Source organism: Mycobacterium sp. ENV421, assembly GCF_002887815.1.
Taxonomy (GTDB): domain Bacteria; phylum Actinomycetota; class Actinomycetes; order Mycobacteriales; family Mycobacteriaceae; genus Mycobacterium.
Window position 1 is genome coordinate 44,187 of record NZ_PDHO01000008.1, and the last position, 17,710, is coordinate 61,896.

Here is a 17,710-nt window from a genome sequence, read left to right on the forward strand (position 1 = left end):
ACTGTCGGTCATGGATCCGTCGCCGCCCTCACGTGCGGCCGCCGCGGGCAACCGCCGTGGCCGTCACCGAGAGCGGTCCAACACCGGCCGCCGGCGGGCGCTGCGCACCATCGTCCAGACCGTGGCCGGACTGGTCTCGGTGGTCGTGGTGACGCTCACCGGGCTGGCGTACTCCCAAGCACACGGACTGCTCAGCGGAATCACGGTGTCGCAGGCGCTCGGCTCCGACGAGCCGCGGTCCAGCGGTGGCGCGATGAACATCCTGCTGATCGGGCTGGACTCCCGGAAAGATCAAGACGGAAACGAACTGCCCGATGAGGTGCTCGACAAGCTGCACGCCGGCGACTCGGACTCGGGCGGCTACAACACCAACACCCTGATCCTGGTGCACATCAGCGCCGACGACCATGTCGTCGCGTTCTCGATACCGCGCGACGACTACGTCGCCGTCAGCGGGATCAAGGGCTACAGCCACATCAAGATCAAAGAGGCCTACGGGCTGACGAAGTTCCAGACCGAGCAGAAGTTGGTCGACGAGGGCATCGGCGACCGCAAAGAACTCGAGCGCGCGGGACGAGAGGCCGGCCGCAAAGCGACGATCCGTGCCGTCCGCAACCTGACCGGACAGCCCATCGACTACTTCGCCGAAGTCAACCTCGCGAGCTTCTATCACCTGGCGGACAGTCTGGGCGGCGTGGATGTCTGCCTCAACCATGCCGTACACGACGACTACTCGGGCGCCGATTTCCCGGCCGGCCCGCAGCGACTCAATGCCGAGCAGGCGCTGGCGTTCGTGCGGCAGCGGCACGGCCTGGAGAACGGGGACCTCGACCGCACCCATCGTCAACAGGCCTTCCTCCTGTCGGTCTCGCGCGAGCTGCAGCAGTCGGGCTCGTTCACCGATCTGGACAAGTTCAAGCGCCTGATGGATGTCGCCCGCCAGGACATCGTGTTGTCGCAGGGGTGGGGTGAGGACCAGTTCCGCAGGATGGCCGCGCTTGCCGGCGGCGACGTCGAGTTCCGAACCCTGCCGGTGGTGCGCTACGACACCATCAACGGCCAGGACGTCAACATCGTCGACCCGGCCAAGATCCGCGCCGAGATCGCCAGAGCGATCGGCGGCGACTCGGCGTCGGTGACCACTACCGCTGCGCCTCAACCACTTCCGCCGCCGAATCCGCACACCGTCGTCAGCGTGGTCAACGCGAGCGACACCTCGGGGCTGGCCTCGCAGGCGGCAAGCCTGCTCGGCAGGCACGAGTTCACGATCAGCGAGGTCCGAGACCGCGAGTCAGGCGAGCCGATCGACACGGTGATCACCTACGGAGCCGGGGCGCAGACCGATGCCCAGTCGGTGGCCACGCTGCTGGGCGTGGACAACGCCCCGCAGGCCACCGGCTCGGTGGCCGCCGACCACATCCGGGTGGTTCTCGGCCAGGGCTACGACCTACCGCCGGAGCAGCCGCAGACCGAGGACACCGTGGCGACCTCGACGGCCCGCAGCTGGTCGGAGATGACGGTCACGCCCACTCCGGACCAGGGCGCTCCGATCGACGGTGGCAAGGTGCCCTGCGTGAATTGAGGCTCGTGCCGAGTCCACTAACTTGGGTGCTATGCGCATCGGAGTCATCGGGCTGGGAAACATGGGCGCGGGCATGGCCGCGAATCTCATCAAGGCCGGCCACGACGTGACCGTCTACAACCGATCCCGGGCGAAGGTGGACGAGTTGGCGGCGGTCGGGGCCCGACCCGCCGACAGCGTGTCCGACGCGTGCCGCGGCGAGGTCGTTCTGACGATGCTCGCCAATGACGACGCGGTGACGGCGGTGACGTTCGGCGACGGCGGGATCATCGGTTCGGCCGGACCGGACACCGTCCACATCTCCTCCAGCACGATCAGCGTCGCGCTGTCGAAACGCCTCGCTGAAGCGCACGCCGCCGCCGGCCAGGAGTTCGTGTCGGCACCCGTGTTCGGCCGTCCGGAAGCCGCCGCGGCGGCGGCGCTGTTCGTCGTCACCGCGGGGCCGTCCGACACCGTGGGCGCGATGACGCCTGTCTTCGACGCGATCGGCCAGCGCACGTTCGTGGTGTCAGAGGATCCGTCGGCCGCCAACCTGGTGAAGCTGAGTGGCAATTTCCTGATCGGCTCGGTGATCGAGTCCCTCGGGGAGGCAATGGCGCTGGTGGACCGCGGCGGGGTCGACAAGCATCAGTATCTGGACATCCTGACGTCGACGCTGTTCTCGGCGCCGGTGTACAAGACCTACGGCGGGCTCATCGCCGGCGAGCAGTTCGAGCCGGCCGGATTCGCCGCACCGTTGGGGCACAAGGACATTGGTTTGGTCCTTGCCGCGGCGGAGGAGCTGCGGGTGCCGTTGCCGATCGCCAGCCTGCTGCGCGACCGGTTCCTGCGGCTGCTTGCCGCCGGTGGCGACCACCTGGATTGGTCTGCGGTCGGCAGCCTTGCGGCGCGCGACGCGGCGGCCTCAGACCACTCCGCGTAGCCCGTCGGCGCCGAACGCCGGCTCGAGCATCGCCGAGTAGTCCGGCCCGCGGCGCAGGTTCTGCCCGCCGTCGACGCCGATGATCTGTCCGGTGATCCACTGCGCGGCATCGCTGAGCAGGAACAGTGTCGCGTTCGCAACGTCGTCGACCTCACCGGGGCGCGGCAGCGGTGTGCATTCGGCGTAGTCCCCGCTGATCTCGGGGGAGTCGAGAACCATCTGCACCAGTTCGGTGCGGATCAGGCCCGGCCGGATGCCGTTGACACGCACCCAGGACGCGCCGAGTTCGTCGGCGGCCAGCTGGATCAGGTGGTCCAGACCCGACTTGGTGACGCCGTACGGGCCGAACCACCGGTGGGTGTTGCTGGACGCGATCGAGGAGATGCCGACGAAGGATCCACCGCCGCCACGTACCATCTGCCGGGCCGAATGCTTGAGCACGTACATCGAACCGTTGATGTTGAGGTCGACCGTGGCGCGCCAGGCTTCGGAGTCCATCTGGGTGATGGGACCGATGGTCTGCGACCCGCCTGCGCAGTGCACCGCACCGTGCAGTCGGCCGTTCCACGCCGTGGCGGCGTCGACCACCGCGGCGATCTGGTCCTCGTTGGTGACGTCGGCGGGCTCGTAGCGGACGCTGCCGTTCGGCGCGGCGGCGTTGATCTCCTCGGCGGTCGCGGCCAGCCGATCGGCACCGCGGCCAACGATCATGACGTTGGCGCCGGCCTTGGCCAGCCCCTCCGCCACACCCTTGCCGATACCGCTGCCACCACCGGTGACCAGGTACGTCCGATCCTCGAACGAGAGCTGCACGCCGACTCCTCACGCAAAACTGAAACAGGTTCTACGTATAGAACCACGGCGTCACGTCGTGGCATAGGGCCCGTCCCACCACCGCTTCCAGCGAACATCCACACGTAGTCAGTCCACCGCACCGCGGGATACGACGAGCCGGCCGAAATCCGCGCTCACCACATGCCGGGGAAGTAATTCGGTTTCATTCCCCGGGTCTGCGGCATTGTGGCACCCACATTTTGGCCGACCGCCGTTGTGCGTCGTGATCAGCGCTTCAGTCAACGGAGAATGTCACCGTCTTGAATATTGACCCCGGTGTAACGGCCCGGCGAGAGGTTCCGATAAAACGGCCGAACAACTGCGGGACTCCGATGCCAGCCATACACTGCCTCCACGGTCACGCAGCAAACCGAGCAGAAGGCACAATCATGGCTAACTTGAAGAATGCGACACGGCGCTTGGCTCTCGCGGGCGGCTTCGCGCTCGCGGTGGCGGCGGGCCCCGCACTGGCCGCCGTCGCCGTTCCGGCCATCGCCCCGATCGCCGAGTGTCCCCCCGGCCAGGCCGTCAATCCGGCGACCGGCGGTTGCGAAATGCAGCCCACCACGGGTCCCCAGGGCGGCCTGCCGCAGGTCCAGGGAATCCCTTGCACAGGCGCAAACACCGGTCAATGCATAGGATTGCAGGAAGAGCAGCAGGCTCCTGTGGTTCAACCTCGCTCGACCGTCAGTCCGTAAAAACGGAGGGCCGACTTCGGAACTCCGTCAACTTCTCAAGAAAGCGTGAAGTATGGCGATTTCCTCCTCAGTCGGCCGCCGCATCCTCCTCGCCGGCGGGTTCAGCCTCACCATCGCGGCTGCGCCCGCGGTTGCGTTCCTCGCTGCGCCGTCGGGCGCGCCGATGGGTCCGGTGATGGCATGCCCTGCCGGCGAGTCCGAGGATCTCTACACCGATCAGTGCATTCCGGAGTTGGTGCCCAACCAGCCGGGCGGCAATTACCCCACGCCGTCCAGCGGCGGCGGTAACGTGACCTACTCGACGCCGGGCGATTCCAGCAGCCTCCCCGAAGTTCAGGGGATTCCGTGCACCGGCGCCAACACCGGACAGTGCATCGGTCTGCAGGAGAACCAGGTTCCGGCTGTGTCTCCGCACTCGAGCATTTCGTCTAGCCCCTAGTCAGGGAGCAGATCAGAGAGGGCAACGATGCCGATCCACTTCACCTGGGTGACAAAGCTGCTCACCGCGGGCGTGTTCACGCTCGCGGTGGCCACAGCTCCGCTGGCGCAGGCAGAAGGCGAGGGTGGGATTCCCGAGCCGCAGCCGGTGCCGGTGCCTCAGCCGGTGGATACCCAGCCGGGCGGGTCGGCGGGTTGCCAATCGGGTGAGTCGCTGGACCCGTCGACCGGGAACTGCACACCCACCATGACCGCGGTGGCCACCACCAACGGCGATCAGGCGTTCGACGACCTACAGCCGCGGACCACCCAAGACGTGACGTCGACCTCCGACACCGGCATCGGAGCCGACCTGGTTCCCAACATCAACGGCACCCCGTGCACCGGATATTGGGAGTCGGCGGCGTGCTACGAGACCAGCCAGGACGAAGTCGCCGTCCAGCCCAGATCCACCATTTCCTCGAGCCCGTAGCGGCTCAAAGCCCCTTCGCTAAGGTTGAGCAATGCCTGCAAAAACAAATTCCACGGATATCGACGATGTCGAGCCGCTGGCCGACAGCACGGCGCGCCAGGCCCGTCGCGTCGTCGCGGCCTATGCGAATGACGCCGACGAGTGCCGGGTCTTCCTGTCGATGCTCGGCATTGGGCCCTCAAAGCTCGAGGCGTAACCGGTGTCCGGGGGCAAGGACGCCGCCCGCTCCGGAGATTCTGATTTCGTGGTGGTCGCCAACCGGCTGCCGATCGACATGGAGCGGCTGCCCGACGGCAGCGTGACGTGGAAGCGCAGCCCGGGTGGTCTGGTCACCGCGCTGGAGCCATTGTTGCGTCGCCAGCGCGGTGCGTGGATCGGCTGGCCGGGCATTGTCGACGGTCCCGAGGAACCCATCGTCGAGGACGACATGCAGCTCGTCCCGGTGCGACTGTCCGCCGAGGACGTCGCCGAGTACTACGAGGGTTTCTCCAACGCCACCCTGTGGCCGCTCTATCACGATGTGATCGTCAAGCCGATCTACCACCGGGAGTGGTGGGATCGCTATGTCGAGGTCAACCGGCGCTTCGCCGAGGCGACGTCGCGGGCCGCCGCCGAAGGTGCCACGGTGTGGGTTCAGGACTACCAGCTTCAACTGGTGCCCAAGATGCTGCGGACGCTGCGCCCCGATCTGACCATCGGGTTCTTCCTGCACATTCCGTTCCCGCCGGTGGAACTGTTCATGCAGATGCCGTGGCGCACCGAGATCATCGAAGGTCTGCTGGGCGCCGATCTTGTCGGTTTCCATCTGCCCGGTGGCGCGCAGAACTTCCTGTTTCTGTCGCGAAGGCTGGTCGGCGCCAACACCTCTCGCGCATCGGTTGGTGTACGGTCCCGATTCGGCGAAGTGCAGTTGGGCTTCCGCACGGTGAAGGTCGGCGCCTTTCCCATCTCGATCGATTCCGCCGAGTTGGACAGCAAGGCCCGTAACCGCGACGTTCGTAAGCGGGCGAAGGAGCTGCGGGCCGAACTCGGCAACCCGCGCAAGATCCTGCTGGGCGTGGATCGGCTCGACTACACCAAGGGCATCGACGTTCGGCTCAGGGCGTTTTCGGAGTTGCTTGCCGAGGGACGCGCGAAGCGGGACGACACCGTCTTGGTGCAGCTCGCCACTCCCAGCCGCGAGCGGGTCGAGAGTTATCGGGTGCTGCGCAACGAGATCGAGCAGCAGGTCGGCCACATCAACGGTGAATACGGTGAAGTCGGTCATCCGGTCGTGCACTACATCCACCGGCCGGTACCGCGTGAGGAATTGATCGCGTTCTTCGTGGCGTCCGACGTCATGTTGGTGACGCCGCTTCGCGACGGCATGAACCTGGTCGCCAAGGAGTACGTCGCCTGCCGCAGTGATCTCGGCGGCGCCCTGGTCTTGAGTGAATTCACCGGCGCCGCAGCGGAACTCCGACAGGCCTACCTGACCAACCCGCACGACCTCGAGGGCGTCAAGGACACCATCGAAGCCGCGCTCAACCAGACCGCCGAGGAGGGCAGGCGGCGGATGCGGGCGCTACGGCGGCAGGTGCTGGCCCACGACGTCGATCGCTGGGCGCGATCCTTCCTCGATGCACTCGCCGGTAAGCCCGTCACCGGTGAGGCCGAGTAGCCCCCTAGGCAGATCAGTCGCGGAGCAGGCCCATCACACCGAACGTCCGCTCCGGATCGCGGTCGGCAAAGTAGGCGCCCATCGAGGCGCCCAGTGTCGCCGGATCCCACGCGGCGCCGTCCGCATCGAACTGATGCTCGGTGGTCGGTGCGGCCACCAACGCGACCGACGGCCCGTAGACGACGAACACCTGCCCGTTGACCTTGTCCGAGGCCGGCGAGGCCAAGAAGCGCACGAGTGTCACCACATGTTCGGGCGACAACGGATCGACCTCACCCTCGGCCAGATCGGGAGCCTCGCCGAACACGTCGGCGGTCATCGCGGTGCGCGCCCGGGGAGCGATAGCGTTGGCCCGCACACCGTAGCGGCCGAGTGCGCGGGACGCCGTCAGCGTGAGTGCGGTGATGCCCGCCTTGGCGGCACCGTAGTTGGCCTGGCCGATCGGTCCCGACAGCCCGGCTTCCGACGTGGTGTTGATGATCCGGCCGTAGACCGATCCCCCGTTGTCCTTGGCCTGATTGCGCCAGTACGTCGCGGCGTTGCGGGTCAGCAGGAAGTGTCCGCGCAGGTGCACCGCGATGACCGCGTCCCAGTCCTCGTCGGACATGTTGAACAGCATGCGGTCCCGGGTGATGCCGGCGTTGTTCACGACGATGCTCAGCCCACCGAGCGAGTCGGCGCAGGAGACCAGCTCATCGGCCGTCGAGCGCTGGCTGATGTCGCCGGCCACCGCGACGCCCTTGGAGCCGGCGGCACTGATCTCATCGAGAACGTCGGATTGATCGAGCGCCTTGGCCATGTCATTGACGACGACCGTCGCACCGGAGCGGGCCAGCCCGATGGCCTCGGCGCGCCCGAGGCCCGAGGCGGCACCGGTCACCACGGCGACGCGTCCGGTCAGATCGGTGGCGTCGCCGGTCACTTCTGCAGTCAACTTACTAATACCTCTAGTCTTTGCGGGTCAGTGCTGCCCGAGGGCATTCGGCGATGGACTGCTCGGCCAGCGCCTCCTGGTCGGCGGGAATCGGATCCTTGGTCACCATCACGTAGTCCTCGTCGTCCAGTTCGAACAGGTCCGGCGCGATTCCCACACAGACGGCGTTACCTTCACAACGATCACGGTCGACTTCGACTCGCATGACAACCTCCTTGGCTGACAGACCCCGACGGCCGGGCGTTCGCAGCACCACGATACGACCAGATCGATCCACATCCCGGCCTAACGGGCGCTGGACCACAAGACTAGAACGTGTTACAACCAGGAGTGTCGGCGGGTCGTCGACAGCTTGCAACTTTCAGCGGAGGATCGAGTCGATGCGGATCAGTTACACCCCCGAACAAGAGGAGCTGCGCCGCGAGCTGCGCTCGTACTTCGGCAAGCTGATGACGCCGGACCGCCTGGAAGCACTCACCTCGACCTCGGGCGGCGAGATCGGCACCGGCAACATCTATCGCGAGACCGTTTCCCAGATGGGTAAAGACGGCTGGCTCACGCTGAACTGGCCCGAGGAGTACGGCGGGCAGAACCGCGACCCGATGGACTCCCTTATCTTCACCGACGAGGCGGCCATCGCCGGCGCGCCGGTGCCGTTCCTGACGATCAACAGCGTCGCGCCGACGATCATGGCGTTCGGCACCGAGGAGCAGAAGAAGTTCTACCTGCCCAAGATCGCCTCTGGTGACCTGCACTTCGCGATCGGCTACTCCGAGCCCGGCGCGGGCACCGACCTCGCGGCGTTGCGCACCACCGCGGTGCAGGACGGCGACGACTACGTGGTCAACGGTCAGAAGATGTGGACCAGCCTGATCCAGTACGCCGACTACGTCTGGCTGGCGGTGCGCACCAATCCCGAGGCGAAGAAGCACCGCGGCATCTCGGTGCTGATCGTGCCGACCACCGCCGACGGTTTCTCCTGGACTCCGGTGCACACGATGGCCGGCGTCGGCACCAGCGCCACCTACTACCAGGATGTCCGCGTGCCGGTCAGCAGCCGGGTGGGCGAGGAGAACGGCGGCTGGAAGCTGGTCACCAACCAGCTCAACCACGAACGGGTCGCACTGGTGTCGGCCCAGCCGATCTTCCTGGCGCTCAACCAGGTTCGGGAGTGGGCGCAGAACACCAAGGATGCCCACGGCAATCGCCTGATCGACTCCGAATGGGTGCAGCTCAACCTCGCGCGCGTGCTGGCCAAGGGCGAGTACCTCAAGCTGATCAACTGGGAACTGGCCTCCGCCAAGAGCGGGACGCTGAGCCCTGCCGATGCCTCTGCGGCCAAGGTCTTCGGCACCGAACTGGCCACCGAGGCCTACCGGTTGCTGATGGAGATCCTCGGGCCCTCAGCCACCCTGCGCCAGGATTCGCCCGGCGCCCTCCTCCGCGGCCGGATCGAGCGGATGCACCGCGCGGCCCTGATCCTCACCTTCGGTGGCGGCACCAATGAGATCCAGCGCGACATCATCGGCATGGTCGCCCTGGGCCTGCCCCGAGTCAACCGCTGACCCGACCCGAGACGACTTAGGACCAACATGGACTTCACCAGAACAGAAGCGGCACAGGATCTTTCGGGTCTCGTCGGCACCATCGTCGACGCCGTCTGCACTCCTCAGCACCAGCGTGAGCTGGACGGCCTCGAGCAGCGCTTCGACACCGAACTGTGGCGCAAGCTCATCGACGCGGACATCCTGTCCACCGCCGCACCGGAATCGGTGGGCGGCGCCGGGTTCGGCGTCCTGGAGCAGACGGCGATCCTGGCGGCGCTGGGCCGCCAGCTGGCCGCGGTGCCCTACCTGGAGTCGGTCGTCCTCGGCGCGGGAGCGCTGGGCCGGGTCGGCACACCGGAGCTGCGCGAGCAGTGGGCAGCCCCGGCGGTCGCCGGCGAGAAGATCCTGACCGTCGCCCTCGACGGGGAATTCGGTCAGGGCCCGGTGCAGGCCGCCGCCTCCGGTGGCGCGTTCCGCCTGACCGGCACCCGCACCCAGGTCCCATTCGGTCCGGTCGCGGACGCATTCCTGGTTCCCGCTGAAACCGATTCCGGCACAAAGATATTCCTGGTGGCAAAGGACGACGCCGGAGTATCCGTGACGCCGCTGCTGACCACCGGACTGAACAGCGCAGGCGAGCTCGACCTCGCCGGCGTCGAGGTCGGCGCCGACCGGATCGTCGGTGACGCCGAGGTGCTGGCGTGGTTGTCCACCCACAAGACGTTGGGGTACACCGCCTTCCAGCTCGGCGTGCTGGAGCGGGCGCTCGAGTTGACGGCCGAGTACGCCCGCACCCGCGAGCAGTTCGACCGGCCGATCGGCAGCTTCCAGGCGGTCTCCGCCCGGCTTGCCGACGACTACATCGACATCAAGGGCCTTGGCCTGGCGCTGGTGCAGGCCTCCTGGCGGCTGTCTGAGGACCTGCCCGCCGACCCCGAAGTCGCCACCGCCGCGTTCTGGGCTGCCGAGGCGGGACACCGCGTCGCCCACACCACCGTGCACGTCCACGGTGGTGTCGGGATCGATGTCGACCACCAGGTGCACCGATACTTCCTCACTGCCAAGCAGATCGAGTTCGCACTGGGCGGCGCCACCGCGCAGCTGCGGCAGATCGGCCGTGAGCTGGCCGACACGCCGGCTTGACCGGATCGGTGAACCAGCCGACCGTCACCGACCTGCTGGCGCGGCTGGCTGACGTCGACGATCGCGGCATCCACGCCGACGATGGCTCGTATTCGACCTGGCGCCAACACATTCAGGATGCCGCCGATCTGGCGGCGGCACTCACAGCGCGGCTCGATCCGGCCAAGCCACCGCACGTCGGCGTGCTGCTGGGCAACACGCCGTTCTTTTCGTCGCTGCTGGTGGCGGCCGCGATGGCCGGACTGGTTCCGGTCGGGCTGAACCCGACCCGCCGCGGCGAGGCGCTGGCGCGTGACATCGCGACCGCCGACTGTCAGCTGGTGCTCGCCGATGGTGAGCTCGACACTTACGGCGCCGGTTTCGCCCCGGCGGGTATGGCCGTCATCGACGTCGGTTCGCCGGAGTGGGCCGATGAGCTCGCACGGTTCCGCGGATCTCCGATCTCGTTCGCGCCCAGCACATCCGACGACCTGTTCATGCTGATCTTCACCTCGGGCACCAGCGGCGACCCGAAGGCGGTGCGGTGCACCCACGAGAAGGTGGCCGTCCCGGGTGTGATGCTGTCCGAAAGATTCGGCCTCGGACCCGCTGACACCTGCTACCTGTCGATGCCGTTGTTCCACTCCAATGCGGTGATGGCGGGCTGGGCCGTCGCGGTGGCGGCAGGGGCGTCGATTGCCTTGCGCCGCAAGTTCTCCGCCTCCCAGTTCATCCCGGATGCGCGCCGGTTCAACGCCACCTACGCCAATTACGTGGGCAAGCCGATGTCCTACATCCTGGCCACTCCGGCTCGCCCGGACGATGCCGACAACCCGCTGCGGGTCGTCTACGGCAACGAAGCCGCGCCGCGCGACATCGACCGGTTCGCCGAGCGTTTCGGCGTGACAGTGGTCGACGGTTTCGGATCCACCGAGGGCGGCGTCAACATCGCCCGCACCCCGGACACCCCCGAGGGTGCGCTGGGGCCGTTACCCGACGGTCTCGAGATCGTCGACGTCGAGACCGGCGAGCCATGCCCGCCGGGGGTCATCGGCGAGCTGGTGAACCTCACCGGGCCGGGTAACTTCCGCGGCTACTACAACGCCCCGGACGCCGAGTCGGAGCGGATGACCGGCGGGGTCTACCACAGCGGCGATCTGGCCTACCGCGACGACGCCGGCTACGTGCACTTCGCCGGCCGGCTGGGCGACTGGATGCGGGTCGACGGTGAGAACCTGGGCACCGCACCGATCGAGCGGGTGCTGATGCGCTATCCCGACGTGACCGAGGCGGCGGTCTATGCCATCCCCGACCCCGCGGTCGGTGACCGGGTGATGGCCGCGCTGGTCATGCCCGAGGGCGCGACGTTCGACGTGACCGACTTCCGGAAGTTCCTGACCGCCCAAAGCGACCTCGGGCCCAAACAGTGGCCGGCGTTCGTGCGGGTCAGCACGTCGTTGCCGCGCACCGAGACGTTCAAGATCATCAAGCGCAAACTGTCCGCCGAGGCACTGGAGTGTGCCGACCCGGTGTTCGAAATCCGCCACTAGCCGGTGATCGACGGCATGACCGCTTCGATGAGGTGCGGTCCCGGCTCGTCGAAGGCCCACCGCAGCGCGTCGGCAAGCTCCTCGGCGGTGCCCACCCGGCGGGCCGGAACACCCATGCCTTTGGAAATGCGAACGAAATCGATTGTGGGACTGGTCAAGTCCAGGAGTGACTCGGCTTTCGGGCCCGGCCGCTCCCCCACTGCCTCTGCTCCCACCCGCTGCAGTTCGATGCGCAGGATGTCGTAGGCACGGTTGGCGTAGACGACCGTGGTGACGTCGAGCTGTTCGCGGGCTTGGGTCCAGAGGGCCGAGATGGTGTACATCGCCGAACCGTCGGACTCCAGGCACAGCACCGGCCGATCCGGCGCGGCGATGGCGGCACCGACCGACACCGGCAGCGCATAGCCGATCGCGCCACCGGTCAGGGTGAGCCAGTCATGCGCCGGGGCGCCCGCCGTGGCCTGCGCCAGAAGGACTCCCGATGTGTTCGACTCGTCGACGACGATGGCATGTTCGGGCAGCAGCGCACCGATCACGTCGGCGGAGGTCATCACGTTGAGCGGACCGCTCGGCAACGACGGCCGCGACGCCACGGCGGTGGCGGCGGTCTCGTCCGGTGCGATCCGGTCGGCCAGCGTGCTCAGTGCGGCCCTGGCGCCGACGGGCCCGGCCAGGGTGTGTACCGCACAACCGTCGGGCACCAGATCACTCGGCTTGCCGGGATAGGCGAAGAACGACACCGGATGTGGCGCACCGGCCAGCACCAGATGTCGGGCTCCGGCGAGCTGGGCGGTCGCCGCTTCGGCGAAGTAGGCGAGCCGTTCGACAGCCGGCAGGCCGGCCCCGCGCTCCAGGCGAGTCGGGAAGGTTTCGCACAACACCTGCGCCCCGCACGCCTGCGCGAGCCGGACCGCGGCGGACAGTCCGTCGGCCCCGGTGGCGTCACCCCCGACCATGATCACCGTCGGCTCACCCGAGCGCAGCGCCGACTCGACCTGTTCGGCATCGTGGAGGACCGCAGCCGGCTGTGCCGCAACCTCTTTCACACCGGATGCGCCCTCATCCCACGAGACATCCGCGGGCAGGATCAGGGTGGCGATGTGCCGGTGGGCGCGGGCAGACGCGATCGCGGCTGCGGTATCGGCGGCCACGTCGGCGACGGCCATCGTGCGGCGCACCCAGCCCGACACGGTCTGAGCCACCGAGTCGATATCTGACTCCAGCGGCGCGTCGTATTTCTTGTGATAGGTGGCGTGGTCGCCGACGACCACGACGGCGGGCACATGTGCCCGTCGTGCGTTGTGCAGGTTGGCCAGGCCGTTGCCCAGCCCCGGGCCCAGGTGCAGCAGGACCGCGGCGGGCTCGTCCGCGATGCGGGCGTAACCGTCGGCGGCCCCGGTGGCGACGCCCTCGAAAAGGGTGAGCACACCACGCATCTGCGGCACGGTGTCCAGCGCGGCGACGAAGTGCATCTCCGAGGTGCCGGGGTTGGCGAAGCACACCCGCACACCGTGGTCGACCAGGGTCGAGATCAGTGCCTGTGCGCCGTTCACCCGACCGAGCTTAGTCAGCCCGGCGGGCTAGCTGTCGCGGATCGCGTCCAGTTTCCGCGTCGCGGCCTCGAAGCCCGTGACCAGTTCGGCGATGATGTCGGCGACCGGGCGGATCTCGTTCATCCGGCCCACGATCTGACCGACCGGCATCGCGACGGTGGATGGGTCCTCGGAGGCGCTCATTCGCTGATGCGCCTCGGAGACCAGGATGTTCTGCAGCGGCATCGGCAACGGCTCGGGTGCACCCTCGGCGTCCCACGCCTCGGTCCACCGGCTCTTGAGCAGGCGGGCCGGCTTGCCGGTGTAGATGCGGCGACGCACCGTGTCACTCGAGGTGGCGGCCAGCAGCGCCTCCTGGATCACCGATGCTCCGCCCTCGGTGCGAACACCGAGGTCGTACTCGGCGGCGGTCAGGAACGCCGACCCCATCCAAACACCCTGTGCACCAAGCGCGAGCGCGGCAGCCACCTGGCGGCCAGTGCCGATACCACCCGCTGCGAGCACGGCGACCGGCCGGTCCAGTCCAGCTAACCCATCGGTGACCTCCGGCACGAGCACCATCGAGGCGATCTCACCGGTGTGCCCGCCCGCCTCGTGGCCCTGGGCGATCACGATGTCGACGCCGTTCTCCGCGTGCCGCTGGGCATGCTTGGCGCTTCCGGCCAGCGCGGCCACCGGAACCCCGGCCTCGTGCACCTGGTCGATGACGTCCTTGGGCGGTGAGCCGAGCGCGTTCGCGATGAGCTTGATGGGGTGCCGCAGCGCAACCTCGACGTGGCTGCGGGCCACCGAGTGAAGCCACCCGAGCACGCCTTCGGACTTCGCCTCGTCCTCGGGCAGCGGCGGCACTCCGAGGTCGGCGAGCGTCTTGGCGACGAAGTCCCGATGTGTCTGCGGGATCAGCTTGTTGATGTCGATCGACGAGCCCTCGGTGGGGACCTTCGCCGGCATCACCACGTCGACGCCGTACGGCTTGCCTTCGGTGTTGGCGTCCATCCACTGCAGCACGGCTTCGAGGTCGTCGGGGTCGTTGAACCGCACGCACCCCAGGACACCCATGCCGCCGGCGCGGGTGACCGCGGCGGCCACCTTCTCCGACGGGGTGAAGACGAAGATCGGATACTCGATGCCGAAGCGATCGCAGAGCTCGGTACGCATCAGCTAGCGGCTCCAGCGTGCTTGGCGTGCACCTCGTCGGCGGGGCGCAGCTCGGTCTGGTCCTTGGCCCACTTGTAGTCGGGCTTGCCGGCGGGTGAGCGCTTGACCTCGTCGACGATCCAGAGGCTGCGCGGCACCTTGTAGCCGGCAATCTCCTTGCGCACGAAGACATCCAGATCGGCCAGCGACGGGCGGGCTCCCTTGCGGGGGGCGACGACGGCGGCAACGTGGTTGCCGAAGCGCGGATCGGGCACGCCGACCACCAGGGCGTCGAAGACGTCCGGATGGCCCTTGAGCGCGGCCTCCACCTCTTCGGGGTAGATCTTCTCGCCACCGCTGTTGATCGACACCGAGCCGCGACCCAGCATCGTCACCGACCCGTCCGCCTCGACCTCGGCATAATCGCCGGGGATCGCGTAGCGCACGCCGTTGTAGGTCTTGAAAGTCTCCGCGGTCTTCTTCTCGTCCTTGTAGTACCCGACCGGGATGTTGCCCTTCTTGGCGATCACACCCCGCACGCCGGATCCGGGCTTGACCTCGTTGCCGTCCTCGTCGAGTACGACCGTCCGATGGTCGATGGTGACCCGCGGACCACCGTTGTGGTGTTCGCCCTTGGCCACGATGCTGGTGCCACCGAAGCCGGTCTCCGACGAGCCGATCGAGTCGGTGATGACCCGGTTGGGCAGCAGTTCGAGCAGCTTCTCCTTGAGGCTGGTGGAGAACAGCGCCGCGGTGCTGGCCAGCAGGAACAGCGACGACAGGTCGTATTCGCGGCCACCGTCCAGGGCGGCCTGCAGCGCGTCGAGCAGCGGCCGCGCCATGGCGTCGCCGGTGAAGAACAGCAGGTTCACCTTGTGCTCGTGGATGGTGCGCCACACTTCGTCGGCGTCGAATTCCGGTGACAGCACCGTGGTTTGGCCCGAGAAGATCGACATCCAGGTCGCCGACTGGGTGGCGCCGTGGATCATCGGCGGGATCGCGTAACGCACCATCGGCGGGTTCTCCGCGGCCGCCCGGGACAGATCGTATTCGTCCTTGACGAACTCACCGGTGGCAAAGTCGGTGCCGCCGAACAGAACCCGGTAGATGTCCTCGTGGCGCCACATCACGCCCTTGGGGAAGCCGGTGGTCCCGCCGGTGTACAGCAGGTAGATGTCGTCCTCGCTGCGCTCGCCGAAGTCCCGCTCGGGTGAGGCTTCGGCGAGTGCGGCGTAGAACTCCACGCCGCCGTAGCGGGCGAAGTCCTTGTCGCTGCCGTCTTCGACCACGAGGATCGTCTTGACGTTCGGTGTCTCGGGCAGCACGTTGGCGACCCGGTCGGCGTACTGGCGTTCGTGCACCAACGCGACCATGTCGGAGTTGTCGAACAGGTACCGCAGTTCGCCCTCGACATAGCGGAAGTTGACGTTGACCAGGATTGCGCCCGCCTTGATGGTGCCCAGCATCGCGATGACGATCTCGATGCGGTTGCGGCAGTACAACCCGACCTTGTCGTCCTTCTTGACGCCATGGTCGAGGAGGTAGTGCGCGAAGCGGTTCGCCTTCTCCTCCAACTCGGCGAAGGTGATTTTGTCGTCACCACAAATGAAGGCGACGCGGTCTGGCACGGCGTCGATGGCGTGCTCGGCTAGATCAGCTATGTTCAGGGCCACGGACCCAAATTAGAACGTGTTACATTTCCTGACAAGTCTGTGGCAGTGACGCTGGAAGGCAGGTACCCGTGAGCGAGTCCGAAAAAAGCCCCGATGCCCTCATTGAGCAGCGCGGACACACTCTCATCGTCACGCTGAACCGGCCCGAGGCGCGCAACGCACTTTCCACCGAGATGCTCTCGATCATGGTGGAGGCGTGGGACCGCGTCGACAACGATCCGGAGATCCGCACCTGCATTCTGACGGGCGCCGGCGGCTACTTCTGCGCGGGGATGGACCTCAAGGGCGCGACCAAGGCCCCTCCCGGTGACTCGTTCAAGAGCGGCGCCTTCGACCCGACGAAGATCGAGGGCCTGCTGAAGGGCCGCAGGCTCACCAAGCCGCTCATCGCGGCCGTCGAGGGCCCCGCCATCGCGGGGGGCACCGAGATCCTGCAGGGCACCGACATCCGGGTGGCGGGTGAGAGCGCGAAGTTCGGTATCTCCGAGGCCAAGTGGAGCCTGTATCCGATGGGGGGCTCGGCTGTCCGCCTGCCGCGGCAGATCCCGTACACCATCGCCTGCGACCTGCTGCTGACCGGCAGGCACATCACCGCCGCGGAGGCGCTGTCCTACGGGCTGATCGGGTACGTCGTGCCCGACGGCACGGCTCTGGACAAGGCGCTCGAGATCGCCGAGGTGATCAACAACAACGGCCCGCTCGCCGTACAGGCGATCCTCAAGACCATCCGCGAGGCCGAGGGCATGCACGAACTCGACGCGTTCAAGCCCGACACCGCCAACGGCATCCCGGTGTTCCTGTCCGACGACGCCAAGGAAGGTCCGCTGGCGTTCAAGGAGAAGCGGGCCCCTCAGTTCAAGATGCGCTAGTCGCCTTCGGGGTCGTCGCCATTGCCGCAACGATCTTGTCCGCCGCGAAACCGGCTGCCTGCGCGGTCATTCCGTTGACGGCGTACGCCTGGTGGGCGCCATTGTTTCCGCCGGTCGGTGAGCAGATGGGGTCTTCGGGGACACACTGGTCGATGGTCTTGGCGGCGTAGAGGCTGCCCACCGTGATCGGTGGCGCGCTCCGGTCGATGGTGTTCAAGAACCCGTTGGACGGCTTGCCGAACAACGCGACGGCCGAGACGTGCTTGGCGATCTCCGGCGCCATGGGCCCGGTGATGCCGTCGGGCGGGATGTAGCCATCCGGGATCTTGTCGGCCGTGACATAGCCGGCCACCGCCGCGCCCTGCGAATAGCCACCGAGCACCATCTTGGTGTCCGGACACCGATTCGCCATGTCGCGGACCCGGTTACTCGCGTCGATCACGCCATCGGCTGCGGTCGAAAACTGCAGCGATGCAGGGTAATTCACCGCATACACGTCGACCGACTTACCCGCCAGTTGCGGCTGAGCTCGCAGCTCGTCGACGAACGCCTGCCCGATGCCGCCGACGCCGGGCGGTTCGAAGGTGCCACGGGCGAAGACCACCTCCACGTCGGGACATCCCTCATCGGCCGAGGCGACCGGGATGCCCGCCGGCGCCGTCACCAGCGTCGCGGTGGTCAGCATCGCAGCGACAAAGAAGCGCCGCAGGTAATGGGCC

Annotated in this window: 17 protein-coding genes; 10 read left to right on the forward strand and 7 right to left on the reverse strand. The window is 67.3% G+C overall.

Going from position 1 to position 17,710, the window contains the following annotated elements:
* Positions 1-10: 10 nt before the first annotated feature.
* Complete coding sequence (locus CRM90_RS12300; protein ID WP_102807246.1) at positions 11-1,582, forward strand: LCP family protein; 1,572 nt, start codon at positions 11-13, stop codon at positions 1,580-1,582.
* A gap of 22 nt (positions 1,583-1,604) precedes the next feature.
* Positions 1,605-2,504, forward strand: a complete 900-nt coding sequence (locus CRM90_RS12305; RefSeq protein WP_102807247.1) for an NAD(P)-dependent oxidoreductase — start codon at positions 1,605-1,607, stop codon at positions 2,502-2,504.
* Here the strand turns inward: CRM90_RS12305 and CRM90_RS12310 are convergent.
* The gene (locus CRM90_RS12310) at positions 2,487-3,317 is read right to left on the reverse strand and encodes an SDR family oxidoreductase (protein WP_102807248.1); all 831 of its coding nucleotides are present in this window, start codon (positions 3,315-3,317) and stop codon (positions 2,487-2,489) included. The two genes, CRM90_RS12305 and CRM90_RS12310, sit on opposite strands and share 18 nt — an antisense overlap.
* 771 nt (positions 3,318-4,088) lie before the next feature.
* Here CRM90_RS12310 and CRM90_RS12320 point away from each other — a divergent pair.
* Genes CRM90_RS12320 through CRM90_RS12330 form a run of 4 tightly spaced genes read left to right on the forward strand, consistent with a single transcriptional unit; the run spans position 4,089 to position 6,606 of the window.
* On the forward strand, positions 4,089-4,475 hold the full coding sequence (locus CRM90_RS12320) for an intersectin-EH binding protein Ibp1 (RefSeq protein ID WP_102807250.1): 387 nt from the start codon (positions 4,089-4,091) through the stop codon (positions 4,473-4,475).
* A 27-nt stretch (positions 4,476-4,502) separates the two neighbouring features.
* A complete protein-coding gene (locus tag CRM90_RS12325; protein WP_102807251.1) occupies positions 4,503-4,946 on the forward strand; it encodes a hypothetical protein in 444 nt (147 codons plus the stop codon).
* Positions 4,947-4,977: 31 nt separating this feature from the next.
* A complete protein-coding gene (locus tag CRM90_RS30700; protein ID WP_199189873.1) occupies positions 4,978-5,142 on the forward strand; it encodes a hypothetical protein in 165 nt (54 codons plus the stop codon).
* 3 nt (positions 5,143-5,145) lie between these two features.
* Positions 5,146-6,606 (forward strand): alpha,alpha-trehalose-phosphate synthase (UDP-forming), encoded by a 1,461-nt coding sequence (locus CRM90_RS12330; RefSeq protein WP_083118708.1) that lies wholly within the window; start codon positions 5,146-5,148, stop codon positions 6,604-6,606.
* 13 nt (positions 6,607-6,619) lie between these two features.
* Here CRM90_RS12330 and CRM90_RS12335 read toward each other — a convergent pair whose 3' ends face one another.
* Positions 6,620-7,540, reverse strand: coding sequence for a 3-oxoacyl-ACP reductase (locus tag CRM90_RS12335; protein WP_233209295.1), 921 nt, complete (start codon positions 7,538-7,540; stop codon positions 6,620-6,622).
* 13 nt (positions 7,541-7,553) lie between these two features.
* Positions 7,554-7,745, reverse strand: coding sequence for a ferredoxin (locus CRM90_RS12340; protein ID WP_102807380.1), 192 nt, complete (start codon positions 7,743-7,745; stop codon positions 7,554-7,556).
* Between the two features lie 175 nt (positions 7,746-7,920).
* On the opposite strand from CRM90_RS12340, the gene CRM90_RS12345 reads away from it, so the two are divergent.
* Genes CRM90_RS12345 through fadD17 form a run of 3 tightly spaced genes read left to right on the forward strand, consistent with a single transcriptional unit; the run spans position 7,921 to position 11,759 of the window.
* Positions 7,921-9,105 carry an acyl-CoA dehydrogenase gene (locus CRM90_RS12345; protein WP_102807253.1) on the forward strand — a complete coding sequence of 395 codons (1,185 nt, stop codon included), beginning with the start codon at positions 7,921-7,923 and terminating at the stop codon, positions 9,103-9,105.
* A 27-nt stretch (positions 9,106-9,132) separates the two neighbouring features.
* Positions 9,133-10,230 (forward strand): acyl-CoA dehydrogenase family protein, encoded by a 1,098-nt coding sequence (locus CRM90_RS12350; RefSeq protein ID WP_102807254.1) that lies wholly within the window; start codon positions 9,133-9,135, stop codon positions 10,228-10,230.
* An 8-nt stretch (positions 10,231-10,238) separates the two neighbouring features.
* Positions 10,239-11,759, forward strand: coding sequence for a long-chain-fatty-acid--CoA ligase FadD17 (gene fadD17 / locus CRM90_RS12355; RefSeq protein ID WP_102807381.1), 1,521 nt, complete (start codon positions 10,239-10,241; stop codon positions 11,757-11,759).
* On the opposite strand, the gene CRM90_RS12360 is transcribed toward fadD17, so the two are convergent.
* Genes CRM90_RS12360 through CRM90_RS12370 form a run of 3 tightly spaced genes read right to left on the reverse strand, consistent with a single transcriptional unit; the run spans position 11,756 to position 16,122 of the window.
* Positions 11,756-13,312, reverse strand: coding sequence for an acetolactate synthase large subunit (locus CRM90_RS12360; protein WP_102807255.1), 1,557 nt, complete (start codon positions 13,310-13,312; stop codon positions 11,756-11,758). The two genes, fadD17 and CRM90_RS12360, sit on opposite strands and share 4 nt — an antisense overlap.
* A 27-nt stretch (positions 13,313-13,339) precedes the next feature.
* Complete coding sequence (locus tag CRM90_RS12365) at positions 13,340-14,470, reverse strand: NAD(P)H-dependent flavin oxidoreductase (protein WP_102807256.1); 1,131 nt, start codon at positions 14,468-14,470, stop codon at positions 13,340-13,342.
* Entirely contained in the window at positions 14,470-16,122 is a 1,653-nt protein-coding gene (locus CRM90_RS12370) for an acyl-CoA synthetase (protein WP_102807257.1), read from the reverse strand. Before CRM90_RS12370 ends, CRM90_RS12365 begins: the two co-directional genes overlap by 1 nt.
* A 68-nt stretch (positions 16,123-16,190) precedes the next feature.
* Here CRM90_RS12370 and CRM90_RS12375 point away from each other — a divergent pair, with 68 nt between their 5' ends.
* Positions 16,191-16,991 (forward strand): crotonase/enoyl-CoA hydratase family protein, encoded by an 801-nt coding sequence (locus tag CRM90_RS12375; protein ID WP_102807258.1) that lies wholly within the window; start codon positions 16,191-16,193, stop codon positions 16,989-16,991.
* Here the strand turns inward: CRM90_RS12375 and CRM90_RS12380 are convergent.
* Positions 16,978-17,676: a cutinase family protein gene (locus CRM90_RS12380; protein ID WP_199189884.1), complete on the reverse strand. Its 699-nt coding sequence runs from the start codon at positions 17,674-17,676 to the stop codon at positions 16,978-16,980. The genes CRM90_RS12375 and CRM90_RS12380 overlap by 14 nt on opposite strands.
* Positions 17,677-17,710: the final 34 nt, after the last annotated feature.

Coding starts and splice junctions, on each gene's coding strand:
- CRM90_RS30700 (WP_199189873.1), top strand. CDS start 4,978: ATGCCTGCAAAAACAAATTCCACGGATATCGACGATGTCGAGCCGCTG.
- CRM90_RS12320 (WP_102807250.1), top strand. CDS start 4,089: ATGGCGATTTCCTCCTCAGTCGGCCGCCGCATCCTCCTCGCCGGCGGG.
- CRM90_RS12350 (WP_102807254.1), top strand. CDS start 9,133: ATGGACTTCACCAGAACAGAAGCGGCACAGGATCTTTCGGGTCTCGTC.
- CRM90_RS12325 (WP_102807251.1), top strand. CDS start 4,503: ATGCCGATCCACTTCACCTGGGTGACAAAGCTGCTCACCGCGGGCGTG.
- CRM90_RS12340 (WP_102807380.1), bottom strand. CDS start 7,745: ATGCGAGTCGAAGTCGACCGTGATCGTTGTGAAGGTAACGCCGTCTGT.
- CRM90_RS12365 (WP_102807256.1), bottom strand. CDS start 14,470: ATGCGTACCGAGCTCTGCGATCGCTTCGGCATCGAGTATCCGATCTTC.
- CRM90_RS12380 (WP_199189884.1), bottom strand. CDS start 17,676: ATGCTGACCACCGCGACGCTGGTGACGGCGCCGGCGGGCATCCCGGTC.
- CRM90_RS12300 (WP_102807246.1), top strand. CDS start 11: ATGGATCCGTCGCCGCCCTCACGTGCGGCCGCCGCGGGCAACCGCCGT.
- CRM90_RS12345 (WP_102807253.1), top strand. CDS start 7,921: ATGCGGATCAGTTACACCCCCGAACAAGAGGAGCTGCGCCGCGAGCTG.